The 15180-nt window shown below is 64.3% G+C and carries 19 protein-coding genes; 3 read left to right on the plus strand and 16 right to left on the minus strand.

Going from position 1 to position 15180, the window contains the following annotated elements; translation table 11 throughout:
• Positions 1 to 6: 6 nt before the first annotated feature.
• On the plus strand, positions 7 to 651 hold the full coding sequence (locus ABS45_RS13070; protein WP_291556049.1) for a histidine phosphatase family protein: 645 nt from the start codon (positions 7 to 9) through the stop codon (positions 649 to 651).
• Positions 652 to 670: 19 nt separating this feature from the next.
• On the opposite strand, the gene ABS45_RS13075 is transcribed toward ABS45_RS13070, so the two are convergent.
• The 7 genes from ABS45_RS13075 to ABS45_RS13105 are packed head-to-tail and all read right to left on the minus strand — an operon-like array spanning position 671 to position 6988.
• Entirely contained in the window at positions 671 to 1759 is a 1089-nt protein-coding gene (locus tag ABS45_RS13075; protein WP_291556051.1) for a chemotaxis response regulator protein-glutamate methylesterase, read from the minus strand.
• Between the two features lie 26 nt (positions 1760 to 1785).
• The gene (gene cheD, locus ABS45_RS13080; RefSeq protein WP_291556052.1) at positions 1786 to 2505 is read right to left on the minus strand and encodes a chemoreceptor glutamine deamidase CheD; all 720 of its coding nucleotides are present in this window, start codon (positions 2503 to 2505) and stop codon (positions 1786 to 1788) included.
• A complete protein-coding gene (locus tag ABS45_RS13085) occupies positions 2492 to 3364 on the minus strand; it encodes a CheR family methyltransferase (protein ID WP_291556054.1) in 873 nt (290 codons plus the stop codon). The genes cheD and ABS45_RS13085 overlap by 14 nt, the downstream gene beginning before the upstream one ends.
• Before the next feature lie 43 nt (positions 3365 to 3407).
• On the minus strand, positions 3408 to 3893 hold the full coding sequence (locus tag ABS45_RS13090; RefSeq protein WP_291556057.1) for a chemotaxis protein CheW: 486 nt from the start codon (positions 3891 to 3893) through the stop codon (positions 3408 to 3410).
• A 25-nt stretch (positions 3894 to 3918) separates the two neighbouring features.
• Complete coding sequence (locus ABS45_RS13095; protein WP_291556059.1) at positions 3919 to 6066, minus strand: chemotaxis protein CheW; 2148 nt, start codon at positions 6064 to 6066, stop codon at positions 3919 to 3921.
• A 55-nt stretch (positions 6067 to 6121) separates the two neighbouring features.
• The gene (locus tag ABS45_RS13100; protein WP_291556061.1) at positions 6122 to 6484 is read right to left on the minus strand and encodes a response regulator; all 363 of its coding nucleotides are present in this window, start codon (positions 6482 to 6484) and stop codon (positions 6122 to 6124) included.
• A gap of 57 nt (positions 6485 to 6541) precedes the next feature.
• The gene (locus ABS45_RS13105; protein WP_291557230.1) at positions 6542 to 6988 is read right to left on the minus strand and encodes a hypothetical protein; all 447 of its coding nucleotides are present in this window, start codon (positions 6986 to 6988) and stop codon (positions 6542 to 6544) included.
• A gap of 87 nt (positions 6989 to 7075) precedes the next feature.
• Here ABS45_RS13105 and ABS45_RS13110 point away from each other — a divergent pair, with 87 nt between their 5' ends.
• A complete protein-coding gene (locus ABS45_RS13110) occupies positions 7076 to 8203 on the plus strand; it encodes an ATP-binding protein (RefSeq protein ID WP_291556063.1) in 1128 nt (375 codons plus the stop codon).
• Positions 8200 to 8829, plus strand: a complete 630-nt coding sequence (locus ABS45_RS13115; RefSeq protein ID WP_291556065.1) for a response regulator transcription factor — start codon at positions 8200 to 8202, stop codon at positions 8827 to 8829. The genes ABS45_RS13110 and ABS45_RS13115 overlap by 4 nt, the downstream gene beginning before the upstream one ends.
• A gap of 57 nt (positions 8830 to 8886) precedes the next feature.
• Here ABS45_RS13115 and fliR read toward each other — a convergent pair whose 3' ends face one another.
• The 9 genes from fliR to fliJ form a co-directional block, all read right to left on the minus strand.
• Positions 8887 to 9654: a flagellar biosynthetic protein FliR gene (fliR, locus tag ABS45_RS13120; protein WP_291556066.1), complete on the minus strand. Its 768-nt coding sequence runs from the start codon at positions 9652 to 9654 to the stop codon at positions 8887 to 8889.
• A gap of 9 nt (positions 9655 to 9663) precedes the next feature.
• The gene (gene fliQ, locus ABS45_RS13125) at positions 9664 to 9933 is read right to left on the minus strand and encodes a flagellar biosynthesis protein FliQ (protein WP_291556068.1); all 270 of its coding nucleotides are present in this window, start codon (positions 9931 to 9933) and stop codon (positions 9664 to 9666) included.
• 13 nt (positions 9934 to 9946) lie between these two features.
• A complete protein-coding gene (gene fliP, locus ABS45_RS13130) occupies positions 9947 to 10711 on the minus strand; it encodes a flagellar type III secretion system pore protein FliP (RefSeq protein WP_291556070.1) in 765 nt (254 codons plus the stop codon).
• Positions 10704 to 11030 carry a flagellar biosynthetic protein FliO gene (locus tag ABS45_RS13135; protein WP_291556072.1) on the minus strand — a complete coding sequence of 109 codons (327 nt, stop codon included), beginning with the start codon at positions 11028 to 11030 and terminating at the stop codon, positions 10704 to 10706. Before ABS45_RS13135 ends, fliP begins: the two co-directional genes overlap by 8 nt.
• Positions 11014 to 11475, minus strand: a complete 462-nt coding sequence (gene fliN, locus ABS45_RS13140; RefSeq protein ID WP_291556074.1) for a flagellar motor switch protein FliN — start codon at positions 11473 to 11475, stop codon at positions 11014 to 11016. Before fliN ends, ABS45_RS13135 begins: the two co-directional genes overlap by 17 nt.
• Complete coding sequence (gene fliM, locus ABS45_RS13145; protein ID WP_291556075.1) at positions 11465 to 12469, minus strand: flagellar motor switch protein FliM; 1005 nt, start codon at positions 12467 to 12469, stop codon at positions 11465 to 11467. The genes fliN and fliM overlap by 11 nt, the downstream gene beginning before the upstream one ends.
• A 24-nt stretch (positions 12470 to 12493) precedes the next feature.
• A complete protein-coding gene (locus ABS45_RS13150; RefSeq protein WP_291556078.1) occupies positions 12494 to 13081 on the minus strand; it encodes a flagellar basal body-associated FliL family protein in 588 nt (195 codons plus the stop codon).
• A gap of 202 nt (positions 13082 to 13283) precedes the next feature.
• The gene (locus tag ABS45_RS13155; RefSeq protein WP_291556080.1) at positions 13284 to 14708 is read right to left on the minus strand and encodes a flagellar hook-length control protein FliK; all 1425 of its coding nucleotides are present in this window, start codon (positions 14706 to 14708) and stop codon (positions 13284 to 13286) included.
• A gap of 3 nt (positions 14709 to 14711) precedes the next feature.
• Positions 14712 to 15176 (minus strand): flagellar export protein FliJ, encoded by a 465-nt coding sequence (gene fliJ / locus ABS45_RS13160; RefSeq protein ID WP_291556082.1) that lies wholly within the window; start codon positions 15174 to 15176, stop codon positions 14712 to 14714.
• Positions 15177 to 15180: the final 4 nt, after the last annotated feature.

A 15180-nucleotide genomic window follows, 5' to 3' on the forward strand; every position in this document is an offset into this window, starting at 1 on the left:
GCCTCCATGCAAGAGCCCACCCGCATCATTGCCATTCGCCATGGCGAGACCGCATGGAACGCCCAAGGGCGCATTCAAGGCCACCGGGACATTGCGCTCAACGCCACCGGCATGCAGCAGGCCCGCCAGCTGGGAAAAGCGCTGGACAGCACAACGCTGGATTGCATCTACAGCAGCGACCTGCAGCGCGCCATGGCGACCGCCGAGGCGCTTGCGCTGGCCACCGGCGCGCCCATCGTGCCCGAGCCCGGTTTGCGCGAACGCTGCTTTGGCGAGTATGAAGGGCTCACCTTCGCCGAGGTAGAACGCGACGCGCCGGACCATGCACGGCTGTGGCGCGTGCGCGACCCGGTGTATGCACCGCGCGGCGGCGAATCACTGATGGCATTGCAGCAACGCATCACCGAGGCGATCGATCGCATTGCCGCACGTCACGGCGGACAACTGATCGCGCTGGTCGCGCATGGCGGCGTGCTGGACATGCTCTACCGGCTGGCAACGCACCAACATCTGCAGGCGCCGCGCACATGGCAACTGGACAACGCCGCCATCAACCGCTTGCTCTGGAGCCGGGGTTCCGGCCTGGCCCTGGTCGGCTGGGGCGACGTGCAGCACCTCGAAGGCGCAGCCCGCGACGAGTTGCACGATTGACCGCCATCGGGCTACCGGGTCAGATGCGATTGAGCAAGCGATCGGTCGATCCGCGCAGACGGCTGACCAGCGCCTGCGCTATCTGCGTCACCGGCAGCACTTCATCTGCCGCACCACGGGCGATGGCCTCGCGGGGCATGCCGAACACCACGCAACTGGCCTCGTCCTGGACGAAGTTGTAGCTGCCGGCGTCCTTCATTTCACGCATGGCGGTCGCTCCGTCATCCCCCATGCCGGTCAGCATCACGCCCAGGGCGTTGCGCCCGACCAGGGCAGCGACGGATTTGAACAGCACCTCCACCGATGGCTTGTGCCGGTTCACGGGCGGCCCATCATCGACCACCGCGACGTAATTGGCACCACTGCGGCTGATGTGAAACTGGCGCCCTCCTGGCGCGATGTAGGCATGGCCGGGCAAGATGCGCTCGCCGTCCTGTGCCTCCTTGACGGTGATCTGGCACAGGCTGTTGAGACGCGCGGCAAAGCTTGTGGTGAAACCCGGCGGCATATGCTGCGTGATCACGATGGCGGGCGAGTCCGCAGGCATCGGCGTGAGGACTTCACGTATGGCCTCGGTGCCGCCCGTCGATGCACCGATGGCGATGATCTTTTCAGTGGACAGACGCCCCAGCAGGCCAGGGCGCGCCGCGGCGGCCGCCACCTGGCCTGCCTGCGCCGCGGCCGCCGGAGCCAGCCGATGCACTCTGGCCTTGGACGCGACGCGAATCTTGTCGGTGATCTCCGTGGTCAGCAGCTGGATGCCCGCGGCCAGGCCAATGCGCGGCTTGGCAACGAAATCCACCGCACCCAGTTCAAGTGCCCGCATCGTCACTTCGGCTCCGCGTTCGGTAAGCGTGGAGACCATCACCACCGGCATCGGACGCAAGCGCATGAGCCGACCCAGAAAATCAATGCCATCCATGCGCGGCATCTCGACATCCAGCGTGATCACGTCGGGGTTGAGGCTGCGGATCATCTCGCGCGCCTGCAGCGGGTCGTTGGCCGCGCCTATGCATTCCATGTCGGGCTGGCGGTTGATGATCTCCGTCAGCAGGCTGCGCACCAGTGCTGAATCATCCACCACGATCACCCGTATCTTGCTTGCCATGATCTTGTCGCTTCCTTGTGCGATCTTCAGAACAAATCGACCGATCCGCCCCGGCCGGATTGCGCCACCACGGCGGCATTGCCACGTGTCTTCTCCGCCGCAAGGAGGTCCGGGTGGGCATGCGCCAGCCGCTTCACCATGGCCTTGCCCGTCACCGGAAAGAACACCACCTTGCGCGGATAGATATCCAATACATCCTCCGATACGATGGGAATGCGTTCGGTCGCCAGATAGTCCCGCACGAAAGCGGTGTTGCGCTCGCCCACGTTCACGGACGAAAAATTGGCCATGACCTGGCCACCGCCAAACACCTTGGCTTGCATGGTCTCGCGGCGTCCGCCGATCTTCATCAATTCATTGATCAGCACTTCCATGGCATACGAGCCATAGCGACCGGATTGATCAGTGCTGCTGCTGTCGGGCAACATGAAATGATTCATGCCGCCCACGCGGGTGCGGCTGTCCCAGAGGCAAGCGGCGATGCATGAACCCAGCACCGTCTGGATCACCAGGTTTTCATCGGAGACGAAATACTCACCCGGAAGAATTTTTACGGCATTGAACTGGAAATGCTGGTCAAAAAAGAAGAACGCCGCTTCTCCGGTGTGGCGCGGCAGTGCCTTGAGTTCTTCCAGCGTGGGGGTACGGATCGGCCTGTTCCCGATGTCCGGCGGGATCGGCCGGATGCGCGGTGCGTGGCGGCGCTCGGCACCACCGGCCGCGGCAATCGCCTCATACGCGCTCATAAACCGTCTTTCCACGCAGCACGAACAGGTCGCGCGACTCGCTGAAATTCTCTGCGTGACCGACGAAAAGCGTGCCCCCCGGCTTCATCACCCGGTGGATGCGCTCCAGCACCCGGCGCTGGGTAGGCGCATCAAAGTAAATCATCACGTTGCGGCAGAACACCGCATCGAATGGCTCACGGAAAGGCCAATCGTCGCGGATCAGGTTCACGCTCAGGAAGGTAATGGGCTTGCGCACTTCCGGGCGCACGCGTACCAGCCCGTCATTGTTCCCTTTGCCGCGCATGAAAAAGCGCTGCAGCTGCTCCTGCGTCAGGCCCTTGAGCCCCTGGGAGCGATACACACCGCGGCTTGCGGTTTCCAGCACACGGGTGTCGATGTCGCTGGCGAAAAGCTCGAACGGCACGCCGACGCCCAGCGCCTGCAACACCGTGATGACGATCGAATACGGCTCCTCGCCCGTGGAGGCAGCGCTGCACCAGATCCTCCACGGCCCGCTCGGGCGCTTCTTGAGGATGGCGGTGAGACTGTCGAAATGGTGCTGCTCCCGAAAAAACGCCGTCAGATTGGTGGTGAGCGCATTGATGAACTCCTGCCATTCGGGGCCATCCTGCGACTCGAGCCAGCCCAGGTATTCTTCAAAACTCGTGTGTCCGGTGTCGCGCAGACGCCGCGACAGGCGGCTGTACACCATGGCATGCTTGCCATCGTGCAGGCTGATGCCGGCGCGCTGGTAAATCAGCTTTTGTACGCGGGAAAAATCGGCGTTCGTCCACGCGAACTCTCTCCCCTCGCTGACAGCCAGCGTCGCGGGGCTCGCGGCGGCTGTCGCGCGGCCGGGCAGCGGACGTGCACTCATGAATCGATGGCAACCGGACGATGGTGGAGCGTGCGCTCACCCATCAGGTGTTGGCAAGCCCCATGTCGGGGCTCGCCATGAGCTTCTCGATATCCAGCAGGATCAGCATGCGCCCGCCCACGGAACCCAGACACCGTATGCAGCGGGCATCAATCGTGCTCTCCACATCGGGCGCCGGCTGCACCTGCTCGGCCGTCAATTCGATCACATCGCTGACCGAATCCACCACGATGCCGACCACCCGCTCGCGCAGATTGAGGATGATCACCACCGTCAAATGGTTGTATTCGGCACTCGCACAGTTGAAGCGCAAGCGCATGTCGATGATGGGCACGATGGTCCCGCGCAGATTGGAAACTCCCTTGAGAAACGCGGGCGCATTGGCCACGCGGGTCGGCGCTTCATAGCCACGGATTTCCTGCACCGCAAGGATGTCCAGTCCGTATTCTTCCTCGCCCAGGCGGAAGGTCAGGTATTCGCCCACTCCCGGTGCCGTCGCTTCGTTCATGGTTTTGAGCACTGCGTTCATGTCATAGCCCTCCTGTGTGGTGCTTTCAGTGACGCGCGCGGCGCACCAGCGAGCCGACATCGAGAATCAATGCCACGCTGCCATCGCCCATGATGGTAGCGCCCGAAACATTGGCCACCTTGCGGTAATTGGTCTCCAGATTCTTGACGACGACCTGCTGCTGCCCGAGCAGCTCATCCACCAGTACCGCCACGCGCGAGCTTTCGGCTTCCACCACGACCATGATGTCGTTGCCCTGGTCCGGCTTTTGCCGGGGCACCTGAAACACCCGCTCCAGCGAAACGACCGGCATGTACTCCTCGCGCACCTTCACCAGTTGCGAGCCCTGCGCCACGGTATTGATGCCTTCCTGGTTGACCTGGAATGATTCGACAACGGACGACAGCGGCAGGATGTAGACCTCATCGCCGACCCCGACCGACATGCCATCCATGATGGCCAGCGTCAACGGCAGGCGCACCGATACCCGCGTGCCCACGCCTTCGACGGAATCGATTTCCACTGAGCCGTTGAGCGCGGAAATGTTTTTCTTCACGACATCCATGCCGACGCCGCGACCGGAGACATCGGTGACCACATCTGCCGTGGAAAACCCCGGCGCCATGATCAGATTCCAGACGTCCGAGTCCGACATCGCATCGGAGACGTCCATGCCGCGCTCGCGCGCCTTGTTCAGCAGCTTCTCGCGCGAAAGGCCACGGCCGTCGTCGCGCACCTCGATCACGATGGAGCCGCCCTGGTGCGACGCCGAGAGCGTCAGCGTGCCATGTTCCGGTTTGCCGGCCGCCAGCCGATCGGCGGGCATTTCTATGCCGTGATCGCAGCTGTTGCGCACCAGGTGGGTCAGCGGATCGGTGATTTTCTCGACCAGACTCTTGTCCAGTTCGGTCGCCTCGCCGTTGGTGACGAATTCCACTTTTTTTCCGAGCTTGGCCGCTAGGTCGCGCAGCATGCGCGGGAAACGACTGAAGACGGTGGACATCGGGATCATGCGAATCGACATCACCGATTCCTGCAAGTCCCGCGTGTTGCGATCCAGGTCGGCCAGCCCGGCGAGCAATTGCTGGTGCAGCCCCGCGTCCAGGTCGCGGCTGTTTTGCGCCAGCATGGCCTGGGTGATGACCAGCTCGCCGACGAGATTGATCAACTGGTCCACCTTGTTCACGGCAACGCGAATGGTGCTCGATTCCATCGACGCGTGCGCCGCCGGCTTTTGCTGAGCCGCAGTGCCGGCAGCCACAGTCGGTGGTGCGCTTGATGGAGCGGGCGATGCGCTCTTCTGCGCCGCCGCCGGCACAATAGCAGCCCCTTCGTCCGCCGGAGCACCGGGCGCACCACTGAAAAATCCGTACTCCAGGCCCTGCGCGGAGTCGGCCGCGGTGGCCGGCGCCGGTTGCGCATCGGGCGATGCACCCAGCGCGCGAATGTTCACCTTCTCCTTGGCGACATGGAAGACGAACAGGTCCAGCAGGTCGCCATCGCTTGAGTTGGTACGCACGGCAAAGGTACGCATGCCCGCACGGTCGTCAGGCAGGTCGCTGATGGTGCCCAGACCGGCAATATCGCGGAACAGGTCCTTGATGGCATCGGCCAGCTCGGGTTGCTCCAGCGGGCCGATGCTGATCTCCAGTGCACGCTCACCCTGCGCACCCGCCAGCTGGACCGGGGCCGGCGCTGCCACGGGCGTCACCGCCGGCGGGGGCGGCGGGGGTGGGGGCGGAGCCTGCGCAGCGGCAGGTGCCGGTGCTTCGCCATCGGCCAGCGCCCGGATACGCTGCACCAGGTCGACCGTGGACACCGCCTCTCCCTGTTCGCCGCTCTGGTGGCGTGCGAGCAGACTGCGCGAGGCATCGGCGGACTCGAGCAGCGCGTCGATCATCGGCGGCGTGAGCTGCAGCTCGTGACGGCGCAGCTTGTCCAGCAGCGATTCCATCTTGTGCGTCAGCTCCGCCACGTCGCTGAAACCAAAGGTCGCCGAGCCGCCCTTGATCGAGTGTGCGCAGCGGAAGATGCCGTTGAGCTCTTCGTCATCCGGTGCGCTGACATTGAGCGCCAGCAGCATCTGCTCCATCTGATCGAGGTTTTCGCCGGCTTCCTCGAAGAACACGCCGTAGAACTGGGTGAGGTCGAAATCCGCCTCGCCGCCTGCGCTCTGGGAATGAAGGTCCGCCATGGATGGGTTCCTTTGCGTCTTTGTTTGCTGTTCAAACTGCGAATGCGTGACCGGCTCAGCCAATCACCTTGTGGATCACTTCCACCAGCCGGGTGGGGTCGAAAGGTTTGACCAGCCAGCCGGTGGCGCCGGCGTTGCGCCCGGCCTGCTTCATGACGTCGCTCGACTCGGTCGTGAGAATCAGGATCGGCATGCTTTTGAAACGGGGGTGCGAACGCAGGCGCCGGGTCAGGCCGATGCCATCCAGGCGCGGCATGTTCTGGTCTGCCAGCACCAGGCTGACGTCATGTGCCATGGCTTTTTCGTAGGCGTCCTCGCCGTCCACCGCTTCAACGACGTTGAATCCCGCGCTGGTGAGCGTGAACGTCACCATTTTTCGCATGGACGGTGAATCATCGACGGCCAGAATCGACTGCATGCCAAGGCTCCCAAGATTCCAAGGTAGGTAGGTTAACCGGTAACTGTGTGTATGGATTCAAAAGAGCTCGATGGAACCGGCGTCCATTTCACTCTGCGTCACCGGATTGGGCCGATCTGGCGCCACGGCATCCGGCGCCGCCGCTTCCTCGCCTGCCTCCGACCCCATGGCCTGTGCGCCAAGCCGATCCGAGCAGGCCTGCAACACCTTGCTGGTATGCGTGATGAGCTGGGTCGCCATGTCGTGAAATTGCAACTCCGTGACGGCGCTGCGCAGGGTATCGCGCAAACCCGCAAGCTCCGGCTGCGCCATCAGCGCCTGCGGCGAGAGCGCCGCATCCGCGCTGGCAAAGCGCTGTATCAGATTGGTGGCAGCATGGTCGAGCAGACCTTCCAGGCGATGCAGATCATGCAGCGACGTCAGCAACGCATCCTGTATTTCGGCCAGCGCCATGACCTGAACCCCGACCACCGGCCCCGAAGAAGCATCCGACGTTGACGGCATCATCTCTCCCGCATCGCACCAGCGAAACGTCCAGGCCACGGCAGCCATGCGACTAACATTGCACCGCTGTGCTCCCACTTGGCAAACATGATAGCTATTCCGGCCGAAATTGACACCCTGAAAAAGCCCGTGCACATCTTGCATCTGGAAGATTCGGCGGCCGACCATGAGCTTGCGTGCCTTGTCCTGCGGCGCGCCGGGCTGGCGCATCACATCCGGCAAGTGGACACCCTGGACGGGCTTGTGGCGGCGCTGCAAGAGCTGCCGTTCGATATCGTGCTGGCGGACTATCGGCTGCGCGGCTTCACCGCGATCGACGCCTGGGCCCTTGCCCGCCCCTTGCCTGCCTGCCCGCCCTTCGTGCTGCTCTCGGGCGCCATCGGCGAAGCCGCCGCGGTGAACGCCATGCACCTGGGGTTTTCCGATTACCTGCTCAAGGACGATGTGGCCCGCTTGCCACGGGTCATTGCCCGTGCCATTGAAATGGCCGAATCCAGGCTGGCACGAGAGCAGGCGATGGCGGAGCTGGCCGCATCCGAGCAGCGCCTCGCGGACCTGGCCGAGCATTTGCAGGCCACTTTGGAGGAAGAGCGTGCCGCCATCGCGCGCGAGATCCATGACGATGTCGGTGGCGCCTTGACCGCGGCGCGCTTTGACCTGGCATGGATCAGCCGGCACGGCAGCGATGCGCAACTCTTGAGCCATGCACAGAGCGCCAGCGAGATGCTGCAGCACGCCCTGGGTGCAAGCCAGCGAATCATGATGAATCTGCGCCCACCGGTGCTTGACCAGGGGCTGCTGGCGGCCGTGCAATGGCTGGTGCAAACCTTCGAGCGCCGCACTCGCATCGCCGCGCGATTGAGCACCGACCGGGAGATCCTTGCCCTGGCCCCGGCACTGCAACTGGTGGCCTACCGGACGGTGCAGGAAGCGCTCACCAACATCCAGAAATATGCCCAGGCCAGCCATGTGCGGGTGGAGCTTTCCGAGCACGATGGCAATCTGCTGCTGGAAGTGGGTGATGACGGCGTGGGCATCGCACCCGCGGCGCTGGCCAAACACACCTCGTTCGGCCTGCGCGGGCTGCGCGAGCGCGCCCGGCGCGCGGGCGGCTGGCTGGACGTGAGCAGCCAGCCAGGGCGCGGCACCACCATCATCCTCTCGCTGCCCACCGCAGCCGCGCGCACCAGCGACACCGGAGACAGTGCCTCATGATCCATGTGATTTTGTGCGACGACCACGCCATCTTGCGCCGCGGCATCCGCGACACCTTGGCGGAGGCCCCGGACATTGAAGTGACCGGCGAGGCAGGCAGCTATACGGAGCTCAGGGAGCTGCTGCGTCACACCCCATGCGAGGTCCTGCTGCTGGACCTCAACCTGCCGGGGCGCAGCGGCATGGAAGTGCTTGCCAGCCTGCACGAAAGCCATCCGCAGATCAAGGTGCTGATTGTCTCGATGTACCCCGAAGACCAATACGCACTGCGCGCCATCAAGGCCGGCGCGCACGGCTACGCCAACAAGGCGAGCGACCCGCTGCTGCTGATCCAGGCCGTGCGCACCGTGGTGCAGGGTCGCAAATACCTCACGCCCGAAGTCGCCCAACTGCTTGCCGACAGTCTGTCGCAGCCCGAACGCGAATTGCCGCATGAGCAACTCTCGGAGCGCGAAATGCAGACGCTGGTGAAAATTGCGTCGGGCAAGCGCCTGTCGGACATCGCGCAGGAATTGGTGCTCAGCCCCAAGACCGTGAGCGTTTACCGCGCTCGGGTGCTGGACAAGCTGCACCTGAGCAACAACGCCGAACTCACGGTCTATGCCATTCGCAACAAATTGGTATGAAAATAATAGCTTATAGCGCTTGCTGGCAAAGCGCGAAAGGCATATTTACTTGTATTTTCAGTACCCCCCGAACAGATCTATCGCCTGCTGCAGCAAGGTAAAGAGCGGCTGCTCCAGCATGGGCAGCGTCGCGGTGATGCCCAGCAGCCCGACGGTAATCGTGACCGGAAAGCCCACTGCATAAATATTGGTCTGCGGCGCCACGCGCGAGATGATGCCCATGGTAAGGTTGACGAACAGCAGCAGCGCCACCAGCGGCAGCGCGATCCACAGCGCACTGGAAAAAACCCCTGCCCCCAGATCCTGCAGACGCAGTTGCGCCAGCGCCTGCATCAGCTCGCCATCGACCGGAAAAGCCTTGAAACTGTGAATCACGGCCATGAGCACCATCAAGTGGCCGTTGACGACGATGAACAGCAGCAGCGCCAGGTTGCTGTAGAAGCTGGTGAGCGCGCCACGCTGCGAATTGCTGGCCGGATCGAAAAACGAGGCGTAGTTCAGCCCCATCTGCAGGCCTATGACTTCGCCTGCCAGCTCAATCGCGACAAACACCAGTCGCACGGCAAAGCCTATGCACAGGCCAACGCCCACTTGCTGCACGATTGCGCCCCAGGCAGCGCTAGAGTTGATCGCAACCACGGGCTGATCCGGCAAAGCCGCCTGCGCGCAGACCGCCACCAAAAACGCCAGCGCCACCTTCAGGCGCACCGGAATGGCGCGCATCGAGAAGATGGGCGCGGCGGTGAACATCGCCAGTACACGCAGAAACGGCCACAGCACCGGCGAAAGCCAGGCCATGAGCTGCGCCTCATTGAAAGTAAGCACGGCGCGCGCCTAACCGACGACGCTCGGAATGCTCTCTATCGTGCTGCGCACATAGTCCACCAGTGTCGTCACCATCCAGGGGCCGGCAAGCGCAAACACCAGCACCGCCGCCACCAGCTTGGGCACAAAGGACAGCGTGGCCTCATGCACCTGGGTGACCGCCTGAAAAATGCTGACGATGAGGCCGACGACCATCACCGCACCGAGCGCCGGCAGAGCAATCATCAAAAGCAGCATCAGCGCATCGTGGCCGAAGCCAAGAACGAATTGGGCCGTCATGAATACCTCGTTTTCAACCGGCAAAGCTCGCGGCCAGCGAGCCCATGATCAGGTTCCAGCCATCGGCCAGCACAAACAGCATCAGCTTGAACGGCAGCGCCACCAGCACCGGGGAGAGCATCATCATTCCGAGCGACATCAGCACGCTGGCCACCACCATGTCGATGATGAGAAACGGGATGAACACCATGAACGCAATCTGAAAGGCCGACTTGAGTTCGCTGGTGACGAAGGCAGGCACCAGCACCCGCAGTGGCGCAGTCTCGGCCGTCACCTCGGCCGGCAGCTTGGCCAGGCGGGCAAACAGCGCAAAGTCGCTCTGCCGCGTCTGCTTGAGCATGAAGCTGCGCATCGGTGCCTCGGCCTTGGGCAGCGCCTGCTCGAAGTTGAGCTGATTGTTGGTATAGGGCAGGTAGGCTTCCTGGTAGACCTTGTCCAGCGTCGGCCCCATCACAAAGAACGTGAGAAACAGCGACAGCCCGATGATGACCATGTTGGGCGGCGCCGCCTGCGTGCCCAGCGCCTGACGCAGCAACGAAAGCACGATGACGATGCGCGTGAAGCTCGTCATCAGGAGCAGCACCGCCGGCAGGAAAGACAGCGCGGTGAAGAACAGCAGTGTCTGAATCGGCACCGAGTAGCTGTTGCCCCCCGGGCCCGATCCGATCATGATGGGCAGCGTGCCCGCCGCATCCTGCGCCAGCGCGCCACCGACCGGCAGCAGCGCCAGCGCCGCGACCACCGCCAGCCAGCCCAGCCACAGAGGCAGCCTACGCATGGGATGCCGCGCCGCGCGCCGCGGCCACTTCATCGGAAAACGACGCCGCCTCGCGCACATGCAGGCAAGTAATCTGCTGCGCCGTCACGCCCAGGATCAACACCACCCGCTGCCCGGGGGCCCCGGCCTCCACGGTCACCACACGCTGCTGCGGCCCTATGGCCACGGACGAAAGCACGCGCGCATTCGCGGCCACCGCATCCGGCAGCAACTGGTCACGCCCCTGCTGCCAGCGCCGCACCCACCACGGCAAGAGCGCGATGGCGCCGATGAACAGCACCACCCACACCAAGGACGAATAACTAGCCCCGGCTGACACGGCGCAGGCGCTCCGACGGCGTGACCACATCGGTGAGACGAATGCCGAACTTGTCGTTCACAACCACCACCTCCCCCTGCGCGATCAGATACCCGTTGACCAGCACGTCCATGGGCTCACCCGCGAGCGCATCGAGTTCGACCACCGAGCCCTGACCCAGCTGCAGGATGTACTTGATCGGCACCTTGGTGCGCCCCAGCTCCACCGACAGCTGCACGGGAATGTCCAGCACCATGTTGATGTCGTGCACCGAGGGGTCGCCACTGCCGGCATACGCTGGCGCACCGCCGCCGGAGAGCGGGCCACCCTGCTCTGGCGCGGACGCGTCGGACGTGGCTGACTTTTGCTCGTTGAGCGCCTCTGCCCAGTCGGCGAAGGCATCATCGGCCGCTGCCTGGCCGCCTTCGGCAGCAACCGCTTCGGAGGTGTTGGAATCAGTAGCCATGGTCTTTCCCCGTCCAGCCGGCATCGCCGGTTTGCAAGCGCTCTTCGATGCGAATCGCGTACTTGGCGTTGTGCGTGCCGTACTGGCACTCAAACAGGTCGATGCCGCCGACCGAAGCACGAATGCGCGGCAGGCGCTCGAGCTCCACAAAATCGCCCGGGCGCATCGCCAGCAACTGCTCGACCGTGGCATCCGCGCGCGCCAGCTCGGCCACCAGCGTCACTTCGGCCGATTGCATCTCGCGCGACAGCACCTTGACCCAGCGCCGGTCCACCTCGATCGCATCGCCCTGCACGGTGGAATAAAGCACGTCGCGGATCGGCTCCAGCGTGGCGTAGGGCATGGTGATGTGGATGGAGCCGGCCAGATCGCCGATTTCCAGGTGAAACGCGGTCGAGACGACGATCTCGCTCGGTGTGGCGATATTGGCAAACTGCGGCTGCATCTCCGAGCGCTGATACGACAACTCAAGCGGGTAGATGCCCTGCCAGGCCTTCTTGTATTCGGTGGTGATCACATCCACCAGCCGCTGGATCACGCGCTGCTCGGTGGCGGAAAAATCACGCCCCTCGATGCGCGTCTGGTACTTCCCGGCGCCGCCATACAGCGTGTCGATGAGACCAAACACCAGCGATGGTTCGCACACCACCAGACCGCTGCCACGCAGCGGGCGTATCGCCACGATATTGAAATTGGTCGGCACCACGATCTCGCGCAGGAAGGCGTTGTAGCGCTGTACCGAGACCGTTCCGACGGAAATCTCGGGGCTGCGGCGGATGAAGTTGAACAGGCCCACACGCAAGTTGCGCGCAAAGCGTTCGTTGACGATCTCCATCGTCGGCATGCGCCCGCGGACGATGCGCTCCTGACTGGAAATGTCGTAATTGCGTACGCCGCTCGATTCGACCTCTTCCTCGACGTTTTTCTGGCTTTCGCCCGTCACGCCTTCCAGCAGAGCATCGACTTCTTCCTGGGACAGAAAGCTGTCAGCCATGGTTTCCTCCTCGGCCCGGTCCCACTACTGAACAATGAAACTGGAGAACAGCACTGCACGCACCGGCGCGTTGCTGTCCACAGTCGCCTTGCGAGGCTTGGTGTCCTCCTGGTCATCTTCTTCGGCGGCAGCACGTTTCTTGCGTGTTTTTGCTCGCGGCGGCACATACCCCAGCGCATCGAGCACCTCGCCGCGTATGTCGGCTGCGAGCTTCTCCTTGCCTTCGCGCGAAAGCAATTCCTCGGAGCTGCGTTGCGACAGCAGCATCAGCACGCCACTGCGTATCGTCGGCATGAGGGATTTGACCTTCTCTGACGTCTTGCCATCGGCCAGTTCCAGCGTGATGCCCACCTGGGCAAAACGGTCTCCGCCGGGGTCCGCCAGATTGACCACCATGTTGTCCATGGGCAAAAACGCCGGCGGCGTCTTGGACTCTGCCACTTGGGCGACAGCTTCGTCCCCGTCCTCATCCAGATGGGCGCTGCGCTGTTTGGCGAGGTACCACAGCACACCGGCAGCAGCAATCGCCAGCACCACCACCAGCGCCAGAATGATGATGATCAGCTTCTTCTTGCCCTTGGGAGGTGTGGGTGCAGCAGTTTCTTCGGCCACGTGCAAGCTTTCTCGCGCCACGCGGGCGCCATGGGTTCAAGAGCTCGACAGCGCCACCAGGGGCACGACCGAGCCGTTGCACGATTATTGGGCAGGTACGCCCCGGTGATAGCCAGAATAACGCTGCAAACCCGGCATATTCACCCCCTGCAGGTGACCACGCAGAGGGACCGCAGCCAGCGCCGCGGCCCATCGGGCAGGATCAGACAAAGATGTCCAGCGCTCTCTGACCGTCAGAACGCCGGGCAGCACCTGCCTGGGCATTCGGAACGCTGACCTGCGCCTCACCCCGACGGCTGCCCTGGTGCCCGGCTTGGCCATCGCCCGCCGCGCCCTCTCCCCGGCCCCCGGCGACCCCGACATTCACATCCGCCAACGCAAGACCCTGCTCCTGCAGCATGCCGCGCAAGTCTTCCATGTTGGCATCCAGCGCCTGCCGCACGCTGGCATGGTCGCTCAGGAAAGCCACCTTGGCGGTATCACCGGCCAGCGTCACCTGCACCTGCACCGGCTGGCCAGCCTGGTCCAGCGTGAACTCGGCCCGCTGGCTCTTCTGGTGTACCCAGAACGCCACTTGCTCGCCCAGTTTCTCCAGAAAATTGCCTGGCAACTGGCCATCCTGCCCCGCCAGTGCAGAGCCGTCACCGGCCACCCCGCCCTGCTGCACCGGCGCCTGCTGCAGCCCGGCCTCCCCCCCTGCGCCGCCCTGCGTACCGGCCTGAGCGTTGCCCTCGGATGCGGTGCGAGCGGGACGCGCCGCCAGGGCGGCATCGACCGCGGCGGGCATGGCAGAGGCCGCCCTGTGGGCCAGCGTATCACCAGCCCACTGACCGAGCGCGCCACCTTCGCGCAGCAGCACGCGCGGATCACCCGCAGCGTGGCCGGAGCCAAACGTTGGCAGCGGCTCTTTGCCGCTGACGGCAAGTGTGCCCGCATCGTCTGCGCCCAGCGCCATCCCATGAGCGCCGGCAGTACCGCCTTGGCTGGTTGAACCATCGCCCCCCCCGGCCGCCGCAGCCACGGCTCCAGGGCTCTGGCCCGAAAGGCGCGCCAGTGCCCCGGTTGCGCCGTGCGACGACCGCAGCGCACCCACCAACGGCCGCGCCGCGGCATCGCTGCGCGCCGTTTCGGCCACCATGGAGTCAGGGCTCGGCCCCTTTCCCGCGAGGGCGTGCTGCGCCTGGTTCAGCAGCATGTGCAAATGTTCGGCCAGCGGCAGCGGGGCCGGCAGATCGCCTGCCGGCCCCGGCGTCGCCTTTGCGGGGTCGGCGGCCGTGCCGCTCTGCTGCAAAGCAGGCGCCGGGCCCATCTGCGGCTGCGGCAGTTGCTGCGACGCGTCCTGAGCGCCGCTTGCGGGCAGCGGGGTGCCCGCTGCCGCCGGTTCGGTCTCGGGCTGACCTACGGTGGATTCAGATGGGTCCATGGCAGACTCTGGCAAACCATCGCCCTGCGCCTCACCGGCAAGCACCACGCTCCCACCGAGCGCCGCCAGCAGCAGCGAGAACCCATCCTTGGCACCAGACGCCGGTGCCTCTGCAGCGGACGGTTTGCCATGGGCTGCACCGGCTGCGGCCTGTGCCTTTTGCGGTGCATGCGCCTGCGCGCTGGCGGGTCGTACCTGTTCCATGGCTCATATCCCCTGTGTCAACTGGCGGCCAGTGCCACGCACATGGCGCTGCATGGCCCATTCGTCGGTTTCCTTCTGTTCACGCCGCTGCTGCGCTCTCTGCGCCGCTTGCTCGCGCTGCTGCAGCACGTGGCGCAGACTGGCAAGGCGCGCCTCGGCAGTCGCCAGCTGCTGCACGGCCTGCTGCACACGCTGCTGCTGCGCCTGCACCACGACTTGCTGCATCTGCGCTGTCTGTTCCAGCCGCTGCAGGAACTGCAACTGATGGCGCAACACCTCCGGCAGCAGGCGCGCACCTTCGCTCGCACCCCAGCGCTGGCGCGTCTCCTGGGCGTAACCGGTGAGCTGGGCCAGCTGAGCTTCGGCATTGGCGCACTGGCCGCGCTGCTGCACCAGCACGCGGCGGGCCGCATCACGCTGGCGCTGAGCCATGTCTATCGCCACCTCGAACGCGCGGTGTCCTGCCATGGCG

This window comes from Comamonas sp. SCN 65-56 (genome assembly GCF_001724135.1).
Taxonomy (GTDB): Bacteria; Pseudomonadota; Gammaproteobacteria; order Burkholderiales; family Burkholderiaceae_C; genus Comamonas_C.